This window comes from Oceanicoccus sagamiensis, from assembly GCF_002117105.1.
Taxonomy (GTDB): domain Bacteria; phylum Pseudomonadota; class Gammaproteobacteria; order Pseudomonadales; family Dasaniaceae; genus Oceanicoccus; species Oceanicoccus sagamiensis.
In genome coordinates, this window is the sequence record NZ_CP019343.1 from 3,518,769 (window position 1) to 3,538,922 (window position 20,154).

A 20,154-nucleotide genomic window follows, 5' to 3' on the forward strand; every position below is an offset into this window, starting at 1 on the left:
GTGTTAAATTGGTGGCGAAAAATTGTCACATCCTTATCGGATGATGACCGTGCCCCGACAGTAGATCAAAATACTGAGTGTGCGGGGAAGTTCCGCCTCGAATCTTTAGAACCTCGTTTACTACTTTCCGCTGATCCACTTTCCGCAGAATTTGCCCGACTTGCCCAGGACAGTTTACAAGCTGATGACGTCAACGATGTTGCAGCGATTGTTCAGCAGATTGATGTCAGCATTGAAACACAAGCGGCCGATTCGCAAGCCGGGCTTGAAGTGGTTTGGCCAGAAACTTTAGAAAATACTGACGATAATTTGTCACAAAATTCAATTGAGATGGACGGAAAAGTTGACCTGTTAGAGATGGTCGATGAGATTATCGAACAGGCCACTGAGTCGGGCTCAGAAACTGGCGATAACAACACCGTAATCAGCGCCAGCGCCGAGCAAAATTCTGCAGAAAATAATTCCACTACTTCAAGCAACTCCGAAAATAATTCTCCAGTAACAAATACCGCTGAAGCCACCGATACGGTGTCGCTCAACGTCCTGGAATCGGTCCTGGAATCGTCGCTGCAGCAACTATCCGACAACGAATGGGTGGCGGATATTGATATTGAATTTGCCGACCTTGAGGGCGATCTACTGGCCCAGTTGCAAGGTGACAAACTGGTGATCGATGTTGATGCCGCGGGTAATGGCTGGTACGCCGACCAACTGCTCAGCGATAATCTGGTTGAATTTATTAACGCCGAAACGGGCGCAGCCGTTGAAGAGAGTGGCCTGTTTTCAGACAACGCCCAGCAGGATACTAAGCCTGCTGCCGACGATCAAAACGCGCTGGTGAGCTTGTCAGATTCTGCTTCAGGTGGACAAACTGTTGATACCGAGCAGGGTGCTGATGACCAAAACCAGCCGCTGATCGCGGCCAACGAAACGGGTACTAACGACGATTTATCACAGCCATCCGCTGCTGAAGCCGACCCCATTTTGGCGCTTACTGAAGCGCTGATAGCGGCGATCGACAACGCCAATATCGGCGATCAGCAAAGTGAATTGGCGCTAAATATTATTGATTTACTGGCCGATTCAGCGGCTGTTTTTGAGGCGGCTAACGGTAGCTTTGAGGCTTCCGACTGGTTGGCGGGCATCGTATTTAGTGCCCAGCGAGCACAGGAAAATAACCGTTCAAACCGTAGCGAAGCTAACCGTGTTAACGCCAAAACACAGCGTGACACCGGCGCCAGTGGTAGCACTACCACCGGCCTTGAATTCAGTGAAGCCTGGGCTTCATCCGATATTATTGACGATGCCGCTGCCAGAGCCCCGCCTGAGCTAAGCCAGTTAATTCAAGACCTTACAGACACTATCGAGAATCAAGACGCCAACACAGCCACCGAAGGGTCCGCTGTGTTTATTCGTTTAGCCTCACAATTCCTGGTTGATGCTTATAATTCCGGCGCTTTTACCCTGCTTAATGACACTGAACAGTCCCTGCCTGCCAGTGACGAAACGGACAACACAGCTGCATTATCAGAGACTGATTTGGCCCGCGCTCCACCGGCTGACAACATCATGCCCCGAGCTCCACCTGCCAATGATGATACTCACGACTATCTCCTTTTTGCTGGCCAGGCTATATCTTCCTATGATCCCAGCAACGCTATCAGCGATGACCAACTCCAGACCCTGTTCCAATATGCCATTCAACTCTGGTCTGAGACAGCTGTAACAGAACAGCAGCTAGCAACCCTCGACACTCTTACCGTTCAACTTAAAGACTACGCCGGAAATATTCTGGGCGAAGCTGAAGCCAATGCTATCTATATCGATAGTGATGCTGCCGGCTATGGTTGGTTTGTTGACCAGACCCCGGAAGACCATGAAGAGTTTAAGTTCTATAGCGATCTCGATGCCTTATGGGCCACCCCGGGTAGTGAGGCTGATGACCGAGTCGATCTGCTAACGACCCTACTACATGAGATAGGCCATACACTGGGTTACGGCCATGACGATGATATTGCCGTTATGGCTAGCCAGTTGGCTACCGGTGAGAGAACACTGCTATCGGCTACAGATGACCTGGCGCTAATCGAGTTAGGCTATGTTAATGACTATCTGATATCCGGGGCTGCTGATAACCTGATTGCCGATTTCTCCTTCGCAGCAGATGACGCCAGCGCGATTGTGGTATCCGTTAACCTTGATGGCACTATCGATATCAGTGGTTCAGCTGCGGATGACCAGCTTAATCTGGATGGTGTTATCAGCATTATTGGTAATACCAATGGCAGCCTGCAAATTGGTGGCCCCGATGACGATGTGGATTGGGTTCTAACTGGCGCCAGCTCCGGTAGCCTGACCCTGTCCAATGGTACCGAAATCCAGTTTAGCAATGTCACCTCGGTTACCACCGGCACCGGCGCTGATGCTTTCCTTATCACTGACCTTGATGCCCTCAGCCTCAATATTACTGCCAATGTGGGTAGCGATACGCTGAGTATTGATAATGGCACTGTCGCTTTTGACGCCAGTGGCGTAACTGATCTGTTAGCTACCGCCCAGGCGCTTTTCAACGGTGACCTGGCTAACCTTGCAATTACACTGGGTACGGCTGATAGCCTGGCCACTATCTCTATTGATGACTATATCTACCTGGAAGGTATCTTCAGCCTTGAGCATCGTCTGGATGACTTAAAACTCTCTGATGGTACTTCACGCAGCAATGTGATCTTTGATGTGGTTAGTGGTTCCAATGTCAGTGCCTTTGTTGGCTATGGCCGTGGTGAAGTGAATGAAGTGGGTCTATCCATAGACGATCTTGATTTCAGCTTATTGCTGTTTGAAGACCAGGTCTCTGGTATTGACTACCTGGCACTCAATACTACGGTTGCCTCGGCATCCTTTGTCGGGGTGGATGGTTTTGATATCGCCATTAACTCACTGGAAGTCCAGCTCAACCAAACCAGTGATTTAGGCAACCCCGCCTTAGTGCTGGATTTTGATGCTGCTCTGGCTGTTGCCGGTATTCCTATTACCTCACTGAATGGCCCGGTATTGGATTTTGAAGGTGAAGACGGTGCCTTTATTGCCGTTCAGGGTGTGCTGGAACTGGTTATTTCAGAGATAGCCTATGCGGCAGGTAACTTTGCCATTACTAAAGAAAGTAGCGCCACTATTGATGATGGTTCCATAGCTTCATTCCAGGGCGACCTGATGATGATCGCTGTGACGGATGTTCACTTGTTTGTGGGTGTCGGTGCGGGTGACTTTGAATATGATGGCGATGATAACTTAACCGGTATTGATACCACCGATGCGATCGGTTTCCTCGTTCAGAGCGCCAGCCTGAATTTAGCCATTGTGAGCGGTGGTACCGCTGGCCCACAAGCCAACCAGACCTGGAGTGGTATTGCCGCTTCCGTGGGTACCATGTCGGTGGTAGGTCTGGGCTCTGACTTTACCCTCAATATTAAAAATCTGAACCTCCTACTGAACAATGGCTCAGCCAACCTGAGCAAGCTTGATTGGGATAACCTGACTGCGGACGGTACTGTCACAGGTCTTGAAGATCTAACCAACACATTAGACCTGAGCATCGGCGGTGGTTTGGAACTGGGTATTAGCAGTGTTGTTAAAGCCGCCGGTAGCTTTGCTATCAGTCAGGAAAGCGGCATCAATATTGATGACGGTTCGATTGCCTTATTCCAAGGCGACCTGATGATGATCACCGTGACGGATGTTCATCTGTTTGTGGGCGTTGGTGCGGGTGACTTTGAATACGATGGCGATGACAACTTAACCGGTATTGATACCACCGATGCGATCGGTTTCCTTGTTCAGAACGCCAGCCTGAATCTGGCGATAATCAGTGGTGATGCAGGTGGTGCACAAGCCGGTCAAAGCTGGACGGGTATTGCCGCTTCCATCGATGCGATGTCAGTGGTTGGATTAGGTTCTGACTTTACCCTCGATATTAAAAACCTGGATCTGTTACTGAACAGCGGCTCAGCCAATCTGAGCAAACTGAACTGGGATGATCTCACCACCGACGGTACGGTGACCGGGCTTGAAGATTTAACCAATACGCTGGACCTGAGCATCGGCGGTGGTCTGGAACTGGGTATTAGCAGTGTGGTTAAAGCCGCGGGTACTTTTGCTATCAGTCAGGAAAGCGGCATCAATATTGATGACGGTTCGATCGCCTTATTCCAGGGCGACTTGATGATGATCACCGTGACCGACGTTCATCTATTTGTCGGTGTGGGTGCGGGTGACTTTGAATATGACGGTGATGACAACTTAACCGGGATAGAAACCACCGATGCGATCGGCTTCCTCGTTCAGAATGCGAGCTTGAATCTGGCGATAATCAGTGGTGATGCAGGTGGTGCACAAGCCGGTCAAAGCTGGACGGGTATTGCCGCTTCCATCGATGCGATGTCAGTGGTTGGATTAGGTTCTGACTTTACCCTCAATATTAAAAACCTGGATCTGTTACTGAACACTGCCTCAGCCAACCTGAGCAAACTGAACTGGGATGATCTCACCACCGATGGCACCGTGACGGGTCTTGAAGAGTTAACCAATACGCTGGATTTAAGCATCGGCGGTGGTTTGGAATTAGGCATTAGTAGTGTCGTTAAAGCCGCGGGTAGCTTTGCCATCAGTCAGGAAAGCGGCATCAATATTGATGACGGTTCGATCGCCTTATTCCAGGGCGACTTGATGATGATCACCGTGACCGACGTGCATTTATTTGTGGGCGTTGGTGCGGGTGACTTTGAATACGATGGCGATGACAACTTAACCGGTATTGATACCACCGATGCGATCGGTTTCCTTGTTCAGAACGCCAGCCTGAATCTGGCGATAATCAGTGGTGATGCAGGTGGTGCACAAGCCGGTCAAAGCTGGACGGGTATTGCCGCTTCCATCGATGCGATGTCAGTGGTTGGATTAGGTTCTGACTTTACCCTCGATATTAAAAACCTGGATCTGTTACTGAACAGCGGCTCAGCCAATCTGAGCAAACTGAACTGGGATGATCTCACCACCGACGGTACGGTGACCGGGCTTGAAGAGTTAACCAATACGCTGGACCTGAGCATCGGCGGTGGTCTGGAACTGGGTATTAGCAGTGTGGTTAAAGCCGCGGGTACTTTTGCTATCAGTCAGGAAAGCGGCATCAATATTGATGACGGTTCGATCGCCTTATTCCAGGGCGACCTGATGATGATCACCGTGACGGATGTTCATCTGTTTGTCGGTGTAGGTGCGGGTGACTTTGAATACGATGGTGATGACAACTTAACCGGGATAGAAACCACCGATGCGATCGGTTTCCTTGTTCAGAATGCGAGCTTGAATCTGGCGATAATCAGTGGTGATGCAGGTGGTGCACAAGCCGGTCAAAGCTGGACGGGTATTGCCGCTTCCATCGATGCGATGTCAGTGGTTGGATTAGGGTCTGACTTCACCCTCAATATTAAGAGCCTGGATCTATTACTGAACAGCGGCTCCGCTAACCTGAGCAAGCTGAACTGGGATGACCTAACCACCGATGGCACCGTGACGGGTCTTGAAGAGTTAACCAATACGCTGGATTTAAGCATCGGCGGTAGCCTGGAATTGGGTATCAGCACGGTCGTTAAAGCCGCCGGTACTTTCCAAATTGTTCAGCAGAGTGGTTTGGCCATTGATGACAATGTGATCACGCTGACTGGCGCGAGCTTAATGACCATTGAAGTGAGCAACGTTCACTTGTTTGTCGGTGTGGGTGCGGGTGACTTTGAGTACGACGGTGATGACAACTTAACCGGTATCAACACTGATGATGCTGTCGGCTTCTTAGTACAAAACGCGAGCCTGAATATTGCGATGGTCGGTGTGGCTGCGGGTGCTAACCCCGTGGTTGATCCGGCTAAAAACTATATGGCGATTGCCGCCAATGTTGATGGCATGTCGGTGGTTGGTTTAGGTGATGACTTCACCCTGAATATTAAGAGCCTCAGTTTGCTATTAAATGTTGCCGATAAAGGGGCTGACGCTGTATCGACTGCGGATGACACCAAGCTGGATTGGGATTACCTAACAGCGAATGATGCCAACATCAGTGGCTTTGAAGGCTTAACCAATACACTCGACCTGAGCATTGGCGGTAGCCTTGAATTAGGTATCAGTACGGTGGTGAAAGCCGCGGGTACCTTCCAAATTGTTCAGCAAAGTGGCTTAGCGATTGATGACAATGTGATCACGCTGACCGGCGCGAGCTTAATGACGATTGAAGTGACCAACGTTCACTTGTTTGTGGGTGTGGGTGCAGGCGACTTTGAATACGATGGCGATGACAACTTAACCGGCATCAACACTGACGATGCGGTCGGCTTCTTAGTACAAAACGCCAGCTTGAATATTGCCATGGTCGGTGTCGCCGCCGGGGCTAACCCCGTGGTTGATCCGGCTAAAAACTATATGGCGATTGCTGCGAATGTTGATGGTATGTCGGTGGTTGGTTTAGGTGATGACTTCACCCTCAATATTAAGAGCTTGAGCTTATTGCTGAACGTAGCGGATAAGGGCGCCGATGCCGTATCGACTGCCGATGACACCAAGCTGGATTGGGATTACTTAACCGCAAACGATGCCAATATCAGCGGCTTTGAAGGTCTGACCAACACCTTGGATTTAAGCATCGGCGGTAGTCTGGAATTGGGTATCAGCACGGTGGTGAAAGCCGCGGGTACCTTCCAAATTGTTCAGCAAAGCGGTTTGGCCATTGATGACAATGTGATCACGCTGACCGGTGCCAGCTTAATGACGATAGAAGTGACTAACGTTCACTTGTTTGTGGGTGTGGGTGCGGGCGACTTTGAGTACGACGGTGACGACAACTTAACCGGTATCAACACTGACGATGCCGTGGGCTTCCTGGTACAAAACGCCAGCTTGAATATTGCGATGGTCGGTGTGGCCGCCGGTGCTAACCCCGTGGTTGATCCGGCTAAAAACTATATGGCGATTGCTGCCAATGTTGATGGTATGTCGGTGGTTGGTTTAGGTGATGACTTCACCCTGAATATTAAGAGCCTCAGTCTGCTATTAAATGTTGCCGATAAAGGGGCTGACGCAGGGTCAACCGCGGACGACACCAAACTGGATTGGGATTACTTAACAGCGAATGATGCCAACATCAGCGGCTTTGAAGGTCTGACCAATACCTTGGATTTAAGCATCGGCGGTAGCCTGGAATTGGGTATCAGCACCGTGGTGAAAGCCGCGGGTACCTTCCAAATTGTTCAGCAGAGTGGTTTGGCCATTGATGACAATGTGATCACGCTGACCGGCGCAAGCTTAATGACCATTGAAGTCACTAACGTTCACTTGTTTGTCGGTGTAGGCGCAGGCGACTTTGAATACGACGGTGACGACAACTTAACCGGTATCAATACTGACGATGCCGTTGGCTTCTTAGTTCAAAACGCCAGCTTGAATATCGCGATGGTCGGTGTGGCCGCCGGTGCTAACCCCGTGGTTGATCCGGCTAAAAACTATATGGCGATTGCTGCGAATGTTGATGGTATGTCGGTGGTTGGTTTAGGTGATGACTTCACCCTCAATATTAAGAGCCTCAGTCTGCTATTAAATGTTGCCGATAAGGGCGCCGATGCTGTATCCACTGCGGACGACACCAAGCTGGATTGGGATTACCTAACCGCAAACGATGCCAATATCAGCGGCTTTGAAGGTCTGACCAACACCTTGGATTTAAGCATCGGCGGTAGTCTGGAATTGGGTATCAGCACGGTGGTGAAAGCCGCGGGTACCTTCCAAATTGTTCAGCAAAGCGGTTTGGCCATTGATGACAATGTGATCACGCTGACCGGTGCCAGCTTAATGACGATAGAAGTGACTAACGTTCACTTGTTTGTGGGTGTGGGTGCGGGCGACTTTGAGTACGACGGTGACGACAACTTAACCGGTATCAACACTGACGATGCCGTGGGCTTCCTGGTACAAAACGCCAGCTTGAATATTGCGATGGTCGGTGTGGCCGCCGGGGCTAACCCAGTCGTTGATCCGGCTAAAAACTATATGGCCATTGCTGCCAATGTCGATGGTATGTCGGTGGTTGGTTTAGGTGATGACTTCACCCTGAATATTAAGAGCCTCAGTCTGCTATTAAATGTTGCCGATAAAGGGGCTGACGCTGTATCGACTGCGGATGACACCAAGCTGGATTGGGATTACCTAACAGCGAATGATGCCAATATCAGTGGCTTTGAAGGCTTAACCAATACACTCGACCTGAGCATCGGCGGTAGCCTGGAATTAGGTATCAGCACCGTGGTGAAAGCCGCCGGTACGTTCCAGATTGTTCAGCAAAGTGGCTTAGCGATTGATGACAATGTGATCACGCTGACCGGTGCCAGCTTAATGACCATTGAAGTGACTAACGTTCAGTTGTTTGTCGGTGTGGGCGCAGGCGACTTTGAATACGATGGGGATGACAACTTAACCGGTATCAATACTGATGATGCGGTGGGCTTCTTAGTACAAAACGCCAGCTTGAACATTGCCATGGTCGGTGTCGCCGCCGGTGCTAACCCCGTGGTTGATCCCGCTAAAAACTATATGGCGATTGCTGCCAATGTTGATGGCATGTCAGTCGTCGGCTTGGGTGATGACTTCACCCTCAATATTAAGAGCTTGAGCTTATTGCTGAACGTAGCGGATAAGGGTGCCGATGCCGTATCCACTGCGGACGACACCAAACTGGATTGGGATTACTTAACTGCAAACGATGCGAACATTAGTGGCTTTGAAGGCTTAACGAATACACTCGACCTGAGCATCGGCGGTAGCCTGGAATTAGGTATCAGCACCGTGGTGAAAGCCGCCGGTACGTTCCAGATTGTTCAGCAAAGTGGCTTAGCGATTGATGACAATGTGATCACGCTGACCGGTGCCAGCTTAATGACCATTGAAGTGACTAACGTTCAGTTGTTTGTCGGTGTGGGTGCGGGTGACTTTGAATACGATGGTGACGACAACTTAACCGGTATCAATACTGATGATGCGGTCGGCTTCCTGGTACAAAACGCCAGCTTGAATATTGCCATGGTCGGTGTGGCCGCCGGTGCTAACCCCGTGGTTGATCCGGCTAAAAACTATATGGCGATTGCTGCGAATGTTGATGGTATGTCGGTGGTTGGTTTAGGTGATGACTTCACCCTCAATATTAAGAGCTTGAGCTTATTGCTGAACGTAGCGGATAAGGGTGCCGATGCTGTATCCACTGCGGATGACACCAAGCTGGATTGGGATTACTTAACCGCGAATGATGCCAATATCAGTGGCTTTGAAGGCTTAACCAATACACTCGACCTGAGCATCGGCGGTAGCCTGGAATTAGGTATCAGCACCGTGGTGAAAGCCGCCGGTACGTTCCAGATTGTTCAGCAAAGTGGCTTAGCGATTGATGACAATGTGATCACGCTGACCGGTGCCAGCTTAATGACCATTGAAGTGACTAACGTTCAGTTGTTTGTCGGTGTGGGCGCAGGCGACTTTGAATACGATGGGGATGACAACTTAACCGGTATCAATACTGATGATGCGGTGGGCTTCTTAGTACAAAACGCCAGCTTGAACATTGCCATGGTCGGTGTCGCCGCCGGTGCTAACCCCGTGGTTGATCCCGCTAAAAACTATATGGCGATTGCTGCCAATGTTGATGGCATGTCAGTCGTCGGCTTGGGTGATGACTTCACCCTCAATATTAAGAGCTTGAGCTTATTGCTGAACGTAGCGGATAAGGGTGCCGATGCCGTATCCACTGCGGACGACACCAAACTGGATTGGGATTACTTAACTGCAAACGATGCGAACATTAGTGGCTTTGAAGGCTTAACGAATACACTCGACCTGAGCATCGGCGGTAGCCTGGAATTAGGTATCAGCACCGTGGTGAAAGCCGCCGGTACCTTCCAAATTGTTCAGCAGAGTGGCTTAGCGATTGATGACAATGTCATCACGCTGACGGGCGCGAGCTTAATGACGATTGAAGTGAGCAACGTTCACTTGTTTGTCGGTGTAGGTGCGGGCGACTTTGAATACGATGGCGATGACAACTTAACCGGTATCAACACTGATGATGCTGTCGGCTTCTTAGTACAAAACGCGAGCCTGAATATTGCGATGGTCGGTGTGGCTGCGGGTGCTAACCCCGTGGTTGATCCGGCTAAAAACTATATGGCCATTGCTGCCAATGTTGATGGCATGTCAGTCGTCGGTCTGGGTGATGACTTCACCCTCAATATTAAGAGCTTGAGCTTATTGCTGAACGTAGCGGATAAGGGCGCCGATGCCGTATCGACTGCCGATGACACCAAGCTGGATTGGGATTACTTAACCGCAAACGATGCCAATATCAGCGGCTTTGAAGGTCTGACCAACACCTTGGATTTAAGCATCGGCGGTAGTCTGGAATTGGGTATCAGCACGGTGGTGAAAGCCGCGGGTACCTTCCAAATTGTTCAGCAGAGTGGCTTAGCGATTGATGACAATGTCATCACGCTGACGGGCGCGAGCTTAATGACGATTGAAGTGAGCAACGTTCACTTGTTTGTCGGTGTAGGTGCGGGCGACTTTGAATACGATGGCGATGACAACTTAACCGGTATCAACACTGATGATGCTGTCGGCTTCTTAGTACAAAACGCGAGCCTGAATATTGCGATGGTCGGTGTGGCTGCGGGTGCTAACCCCGTGGTTGATCCGGCTAAAAACTATATGGCCATTGCTGCCAATGTTGACGGCATGTCAGTCGTCGGTCTGGGTGATGACTTCACCCTCAATATTAAGAGCTTGAGCTTATTGCTGAACGTAGCGGATAAGGGCGCCGATGCCGTATCGACTGCCGATGACACCAAACTGGATTGGGATTACTTAACAGCGAATGATGCCAACATCAGTGGCTTTGAAGGCTTAACCAATACACTCGACCTGAGCATTGGCGGTAGCCTTGAATTAGGTATCAGTACGGTGGTGAAAGCCGCGGGTACCTTCCAAATTGTTCAGCAAAGTGGTTTGGCCATTGATGACAATGTGATCACGCTGACCGGCGCAAACTTAATGACCATTGAAGTCACTAACGTTCACTTGTTTGTCGGTGTGGGTGCGGGTGACTTTGAATACGACGGTGACGACAACTTAACCGGTATCAATACTGACGATGCCGTTGGCTTCTTAGTTCAAAACGCCAGCTTGAATATCGCGATGGTCGGTGTGGCCGCCGGTGCTAACCCCGTGGTTGATCCGGCTAAAAACTATATGGCGATTGCTGCGAATGTTGATGGTATGTCGGTGGTTGGTTTAGGTGATGACTTCACCCTCAATATTAAGAGCTTGAGCTTATTGCTGAACGTAGCGGATAAGGGCGCCGATGCCGTATCGACTGCCGATGACACCAAGCTGGATTGGGATTACTTAACCGCAAACGATGCCAATATCAGCGGCTTTGAAGGTCTGACCAACACCTTGGATTTAAGCATCGGCGGTAGTCTGGAATTGGGTATCAGCACGGTGGTGAAAGCCGCGGGTACCTTCCAAATTGTTCAGCAAAGCGGTTTGGCCATTGATGACAATGTGATCACGCTGACCGGTGCCAGCTTAATGACGATAGAAGTGACTAACGTTCACTTGTTTGTGGGTGTGGGTGCGGGCGACTTTGAGTACGACGGTGACGACAACTTAACCGGTATCAACACTGACGATGCCGTGGGCTTCCTGGTACAAAACGCCAGCTTGAATATTGCGATGGTCGGTGTGGCCGCCGGTGCTAACCCCGTGGTTGATCCGGCTAAAAACTATATGGCGATTGCTGCCAATGTTGATGGTATGTCGGTGGTTGGTTTAGGTGATGACTTCACCCTGAATATTAAGAGCCTCAGTCTGCTATTAAATGTTGCCGATAAAGGGGCTGACGCAGGGTCAACCGCGGACGACACCAAACTGGATTGGGATTACTTAACAGCGAATGATGCCAACATCAGCGGCTTTGAAGGTCTGACCAATACCTTGGATTTAAGCATCGGCGGTAGCCTGGAATTGGGTATCAGCACCGTGGTGAAAGCCGCGGGTACCTTCCAAATTGTTCAGCAGAGTGGTTTGGCCATTGATGACAATGTGATCACGCTGACCGGCGCAAGCTTAATGACCATTGAAGTCACTAACGTTCACTTGTTTGTCGGTGTAGGCGCAGGCGACTTTGAATACGACGGTGACGACAACTTAACCGGTATCAATACTGACGATGCCGTTGGCTTCTTAGTTCAAAACGCCAGCTTGAATATCGCGATGGTCGGTGTGGCCGCCGGTGCTAACCCCGTGGTTGATCCGGCTAAAAACTATATGGCGATTGCTGCCAATGTTGATGGCATGTCGGTGGTTGGTTTAGGTGATGACTTCACCCTGAATATTAAGAGCTTGAGCTTATTGCTGAACGTAGCCGATAAAGGCGCTGATGCCGTATCCACTGCGGATGACACCAAACTGGATTGGGACTACTTAACCGCAAACGATGCGAATATCAGCGGCTTTGAAGGCCTGACCAACACCTTGGATTTAAGCATCGGCGGTAGTTTGGAATTAGGTATCAGCACGGTGGTGAAAGCCGCGGGTACCTTCCAGATTGTTCAGCAAAGTGGTTTGGCCATTGATGACAATGTGATCACGCTGACCGGTGCCAGCTTAATGACGATTGAAGTGAGCAACGTTCACTTGTTTGTGGGTGTGGGTGCAGGCGACTTTGAATACGACGGCGATGATAACTTAACGGGTATCAATACTGACGATGCCGTGGGCTTCCTGGTACAAAACGCCAGCTTGAATATTGCCATGGTCGGTGTCGCTGCCGGTGCTAACCCAGCCGTTGAGCCGGCTAAAAACTATATGGCGATTGCTGCCAATGTTGACGGTATGTCGGTCGTCGGTCTGGGTGATGACTTCACACTCAATATTAAGAGCTTGAGCTTATTGCTGAACGTAGCGGATAAAGGGGCTGACGCAGGGTCAACCGCGGACGACACCAAACTGGATTGGGATTACTTAACAGCGAATGATGCCAACATCAGCGGCTTTGAAGGTCTGACCAATACCTTGGATTTAAGCATCGGCGGTAGCCTGGAATTGGGTATCAGCACCGTGGTGAAAGCCGCGGGTACCTTCCAAATTGTTCAGCAGAGTGGTTTGGCCATTGATGACAATGTGATCACGCTGACCGGCGCAAACTTAATGACCATTGAAGTCACTAACGTTCACTTGTTTGTCGGTGTAGGCGCAGGCGATTTTGAATACGATGGCGATGATAACTTAACCGGCATCAACACTGACGATGCAGTCGGCTTCCTGGTACAAAACGCCAGCTTGAATATTGCCATGGTCGGTGTAGCCGCCGGTGCTAACCCAGCGGTTGATCCGGCTAAAAACTATATGGCCATTGCCGCCAATATTGACGGCATGTCAGTGGTTGGTTTAGGTGATGACTTCACCCTGAATATTAAGAGCTTGAGCCTGCTATTAAATGTTGCCGATAAAGGCGCTGATGCAGGGTCAACTGCCGATGACACCAAACTGGATTGGGATTACCTAACAGCGAATGATGCAAACTTCACAGGCTTTGAAGGCTTAACCAATACTTTGGATCTAAGTATCGGCGGTAGCCTGGAGTTAGGTATCAGTACCGTGGTGAAAGCTGCGGGTACCTTCCAGATATCTCAATTTAGCGATATCGCGGTTGATGATGGCACCTTGGCATTGTTCCAGGGCGACTTAATGACAATTACCGTTAGCAATGTGCATTTATTTGTTGGTGTAGGTGCCGGTGATTTTGAATATGACGGCGATGGAAATCTGACAGGTATTAATACCGATGACGCGACTGGCTTTATAGCCAGCGGTGCCGGGTTAAATATCGCCATGCTGAGTACGGCCGCTGGTTCCTCTCCCGTTAAGAAATGGTCAGCTATTACAGCGACGATTAATAACGCTACTATCGAGGGTATTGATGAAGATATCTTTGATATTGAGCTATCCAACTTTACTGTTGCTCTAAATAGCCCTGCTGCCAACGATACGCCAAGCCCAACTAAATTGGATTGGGATTACCTCACCACTAATAACGACAATATCAGTGGCTTTGAAGGTATCACCAATAGCCTTAGCTTCTCAGTGACAGGCTTTATGACGCTGTCAATTTCTGAATTCGTTCAAATCAGAGGCGGTTTTGCTTTCTCAACCCTAACTGATGTCACCGTGACTTTGGCGGCGCCTAGTAACCTCACCAAGTTGGTTAATATCACCACCTTTGGTTTTGAAGATGTTGATGTGTTTGTAGGTGATGGCCCTTACTTTGTCGGCGAAAATGATTTTAATGACGATGCTATTGGCTTTTTACTGAAAGATGTAGATATAGCCGTTGCGTTATTTGACCCTGTAGCTGCAGCCGACACCAGCAGCTTCTATGCAGTCAGTGCCAGAGCTGAAACCATCGATATACTTGGCCTGGATTTAGGTGGTGATAGCTTCTCGCTGGATGCCAGCGGTTATCGAGTAGAAGTTAATGGCGGTAAAGTAGGGGCCCAGAAAGCCGCTATCGACTTCACCCAGTTGGCAGGTGGAAAACTGACAGTGCCTACCGGCATCACCTCTGTTGACTTTGAATACTCGACGTCGTTGCTGAAACTGGCGATTGAAAATGCGGTGTTAATCATCGATGACTTTATTCATATCGCTGGCGGTTTCTCTTTCACTCGCCAGGATAGCCTGCTAGCCACACTGAGTAATAATACAACTCGTGAGATGAAGGTACTTAGCCTGGGTGCTGGCGATGTTGATATGTTTATTGGTTCCGGTCCTTATTTTGAAGATACCAATAACGATGATGTTATTGATTACAATGACGTTCGTAACCCGGATGCGGCAGGTCTTGCGGTTGAAAGCGCCAACTTTGCCATGGTGATGATGAACCCAACCAATTCGCAAACGGTAAAATATCAGGCGCTAAAAGCCTCTGCGGATTTTGTAGGTTTTGTCGGTATCGATGAATTTAAACTGTCTGCTACCAATATTAGTATTGAGTACAACGCAGTATCTAATTCAGCCAATGCTAACGATACTGTTGTGGTTGATTTCGCCCAGACTGCTTTCCCACCGGTCGATACTGGCAGTGGTGAGATCACGTTTGATTTTAGCTCACAGATATTGCGCGCCAGTGTTGAAGAAGCTGAACTGCAAATTTCAGACTATGTGTTTATCAACGGTTCTTTAGCGTTTGAAAAAGGGCCTGTACAACTTGTCAAATTAAGTAATGGCACTACCAAGTTATCGAATACCTTAAAGGTGGGTGCTGATGGTGTCAGCATGTTCTTCGGCGCCGATGGCCCTTATTGGACAGATGAGAATGGTGATGACATTGTTGATGCTGATGAATTGAGTGACAGTGCCGTAGGTTTACAAATTACCAATGCCAGTCTGGCCGTCGCCATTATTAGCCCCGTGACTCCTAATGGTATTAAGTATATTGGTCTTAAGGCAACGTCCAGTGAATTAGGTTTTGTTGGCGTTGATGCGTTCCAGTTAGAGGCTTCAACGGCTGTTGTTGAACTTAACCTGGCAACAGGTACCGGCGTTACTGCGGCAACCCCAGTGGTTAATTTCACAGATTTTGCTGCTGAGTTTACCTCACTGTTTGATGCTGAAGATGATGGTATTACTGTTGGTGAGCTAAGGGTTCTAAATGGTGAAACTGCAGATTCGGCAACGGCCTACTCATCAGCGGTTGGTGAACTTTACTCGGACGCTGCTGCCGCTGACGATATTATTGGCCTTGACCTAATCGTAGCTATTTTGGATGTTGATGGTGATGGCGTGTTATCCGTCACCGAAGCTCAGGCCTTCCTGGCTAATGGCGGGCTTGCTGCCAGTGCTGACCTGGATGGTGATGACCGTATTGACTATGGTATGGAGATTGCCACAGGCTCAAGCTTTATTTATCTGGATGAACCCACTCGCCGTATCTTCGCTTCTGCGGATGATGTGCTGATAAATGTGGCCGAGTTCCTCTATGTGAACGGTAGTGTTGCTATCGATCTGGGTTCTCGTGAAACAGTGACTATTAATAGTGGTATCCCGGACGCACTGGGCAGCCTAATTCCAGCCAGTACGATTGACCAGATCAATACCACTCTGGCCGATCTGTCAGATGCTCTGGATACCTTGCAAACAGAACTACAAGTTCAGCTTGATGCTGCCTTAGTGACCTTGCAGACCACCATTGATAATTTGATCGATACCGTTGTACAAACCATTAAAGACAATATTAATGCTGGTGTAGAAGCGGCTAAATCGGCAGTGAATTCTACAATGACTAGTGTTCTGGATGCTGAGTCTTCCGGTATTGTTTCTTCACTGATTAGCTCACTGATAGATCCCTTGATTGATAATCTGGCTAATCTGGTTGGTGATGACACCATAAAAAGTTTATTGGAAGGCTTGCTAAGCCCGATTAAAACCTTAATTGGCGATACCCTGGATTCTGCTTTAGGGGATGCCATGACCAAGATTGTTAATCGTATTGGTAGCAGCGTAACCGGTGCGCTGGATTCCGCCGCTGGTCAAGTCGGTGCTCAAATTGATGCGGCCATAAGAAATGTAGTAGACCCACAAGTGCAACGGATTTATGTCGAGTTGGGTAGACTCTCTGCACAAGTACAATCTGCCGTTGCCCCGGTGTTTGATAAGTTGAAGGGTTTGGCCACAATTCAAATCGGTGAAGGCTTTGGTGTTCTGGAAGATGTCCAGGTTGAAGTCACAGCCATCGGCATTAGTAATGCCACTGCCTTTGTTGGCTTGCCACCTGCCGGAGGCTTTGATTTTGACAAGCCATTTGCCGAGCAAAATGAAGCTATTGGCCTGTTAATTGAAGACTTTACCATGGGGCTGGGTATCTTTAAGCCGTTAGCCAGCGAAGTACTGCCAACCTTTACCGCCGCTAAGATTGATGCCGAAACGGCCTCGTTCCGAATTGGTGATGGCAATGATGACCCTGACGATGATTTCCTCTCAATTATTGCCCAGAAGATCGATGTAGCGCTTAACCTGGGTGGTCCGGTTGTTCCTGGCGCCTCTGTTCTGGGTCAAAACGCTGTGATCGATTTTGCCACCAGCTTTGCGGCTGAGGGTGGTTATGAAGTGCAGACTGGTTCTACCACTGACTCAGTTCTACTGGACTTTACTGGCAGTGAACTTATCCTCGCCAGTATTGGTCGCGCTACTATTCAGGTTGCCGAGTTTATCTATATTACGGGTAGCGTAGCCTTGGAGAAGGGCGCCGTTGAAACCTTTGAAGTCGCAGAGGGCTTGCTGCCGATTGATGACCTGGCCGGTATTGCTGAGTTGGCGGGTCTGGATCTGGATGACTTACCGGTTGCCAATAGCATACCTGCACTGGGTGCTACTGAGACTACCGTTTCTACATTGACTATTGGCGCTTCCAATGTGAATGCCTTTGTCGGTCTGGATGGCCCTTACTGGACCTATTCAATGGATGCGGTTGCCAATGGCGGCAATGGTGATGGCCTGATCGATGAGAATGAAATTAACACCGAGGCCATCGGTCTTGTTATTGATGACTTTGACTTTGGTTTGGCGATGATGAAGCCCACCAATATTATCGACTTCAGTAAGTACTTTGCGCTAAAAGCCACCGCGGCCGGTGTCAGTATGGTTGGTGTTGAAGATGATATTGTGGTTGATGCCGAAGAGCTGCTGGTTGAAGTGAATAGTTCAACCCCAAGTATTTATGGCCTGTCCTTATTCCCGGTTATTGATTTTGCCAATACCGCCAAGTTTGCCGTGGACGAGCGCCAGAACCTGTTTGACTATCTGGCCGATGGCGATGACACCATCACTTTGGCTGAGCTGACCACTATCTTTGGTTCTGACCTGGGTGCTACGGAAGATCTGACCACCGTTGAAGAGTTGGTGACCTTGTTGGATGTGGGTGGTGCGCCGCCCGTTGATGGCAACCCAGTCCCCGATGAAAAAATCTCTGTTGACGAAGTAGTCGGCAGATTTACACAAGACTACAAAGACGCCAACGAGTCGGCCATTCTCGCCTTCGATGCAGATAACGACGAAAAATTTGATCCACTTGGCTACGAAATCAATACCGGTAATACCCCTGTCTACTTAACAATGGATTCTCAGTTAATTAAAGCTGAGGGCCGCCTTGACCTTGATATCCTTTCTGTACTGACCCTGAGCGGTAGTGTTGCCTTTGAGCTTGGCCCAACCCAAGACGTTATTCTGGAAAACGGCGATACCAAAAATGTCACCACTATGACTATCGGCGGTGCTGATCTTTCTGCCTTCGTCGGCGCCAACGGCCCTTACTGGGATGACGTGAATGAGAATGGCGAAGTCGATGATGGCGAATTAAATGGCGACGCTATTGGTCTGGCCATTACTGATCTCGATATTGGCCTGATGCTGATGGCTGCCACCGACCTGGATGACCTGGGTATTTATCTGGCCGGTAAAGCGGATATTCCTGAAGACGGTTTTGCCTTTGTTGGCGTCGATGGTTTAACCGCAGCGGGTTCACTGGGTATTGAAATTAACCTCGGCCTGGGTGATTCCGGTGTGGCTGCGGTGAATTTTGAAGAAAGTTTTGTCGGTGAATTTGCGGCTCTTGATACCAATGATAACGGCCAGTTGGATGTTGTAGCTGACAGCCTGCATGCCGATCTGGTGGCGGCAGATACCGCAGGTAATAACGACGGTATTGTTACTGAAGATGAAATCTTTGCACTGTATGACACTAATGATAATGGCTACCTGGAAGTGGGTGTTGATACCTTAACGGATTATCTGGACTCGCTGGATGTTAATGAAGATGAATTTATTAATGTACCGGGCTTCTATGTGAATACTGGCCCTGGCGGTAACCCTGTAGTACTGGATTTTGCCGCCAGTCTGGTTAGCATCAAACTGGAAGGTGAGTTGGAGCTGGTTGATGCCTTCCGCCTAAACGGTGCCTTCCTGTTTGAAGCGGATGCACAGGGCGTTAAAGTCTTTGCCAATGCCGGTCTGGCGATTGGTCCCGCCGGTGACTTCTTCGATATGCAAGCACTGGGTGTGCTGATTATCAATGGTGACGGTGTAGCCGCTGACTTTGAAGTGTCATTGGAAATTGGTGATGACCTGAGTAGCAGCCTGGACAATGCCAGCGGTGCCGATATCTCTGCCCGTTTAATTATGAATACCACCGGTATTGAGCAGAGCGTCGATATTCCCGATGAATTCCTGGAGTCATTGGCCTCGGTAGCCTTGTTAAGACTGCAAACGCAAAGCGGCGATAGCATTGATACCAATAATGACGGTGTGGTATCTGAGCTGGAGTTGCAAAATGCCAAGGCTGCTAATGAAGACTTAAAATACGTTGTTCCTGCCGCGGCACCCAGCCTGGCGACTCTGTTTGATGACCCCAGCATTTCAGATGACGAATTAACGGACCCCGGTTTCTATATCGCCATTGCCTTTAGTGCTGAGCTGACTCTGGGTGGCGCGTTTGTTATGGACGGTAAGTTCGGTCTTATCGTTACCGAAGATCGCTTTGATCTGTTAATCGGCGCGCAGCTACAGTTAGGCTCGCTGGGTGGTATGGGTGCCTCCGGTGCACTGCGTATTGACTCAGACGGTATTGTCGGTCGCTTGCAATTGCAGTTGGCAGCGGACTTTGGTGATGCCGCTGATATTTCACTGTCCGGTGATGTCTTATTTGAAATAAATACCACGGCAGCAACCCAGACGCTAACCGTATTTAACTTTGTTGATGGCGGCGGTCTGGCGCTGGAAGAAGTTGATATTGAAGTGGGCTTCCTGGTTAGGGCACAGGGTGTACTGAGTATTGGTGGCGTGTTCGACCTTAATGGTCGCGTTGATATTGTTGCCAGTGATGATGACTTTAAACTGCTTATTGCCGCCAGCCTGAATATTGGCCCACTGGGTTCTATGAATGCATCTGGCTCACTGCTGGTCAATGACCAGGGTGTTGTGGGTCGACTGGTATTAACACTGGATGGTGATTTAGGCGCC

The 20,154-nt window shown here is 49.4% G+C and carries 1 protein-coding gene (cut by a window edge); it reads left to right on the forward strand.

The genetic code is table 11. The annotated features are described in order from the left end of the window. Positions 1-20,154, forward strand: the 5' end (the start) of a protein-coding gene (locus BST96_RS16140; RefSeq protein ID WP_169714020.1) for an LEPR-XLL domain-containing protein. The gene runs 23,841 nt beyond the window's last position; 20,154 of the gene's 43,995 nt are visible here — the first part of the coding sequence; the start codon lies at positions 1-3; the stop codon falls past the right edge of the window.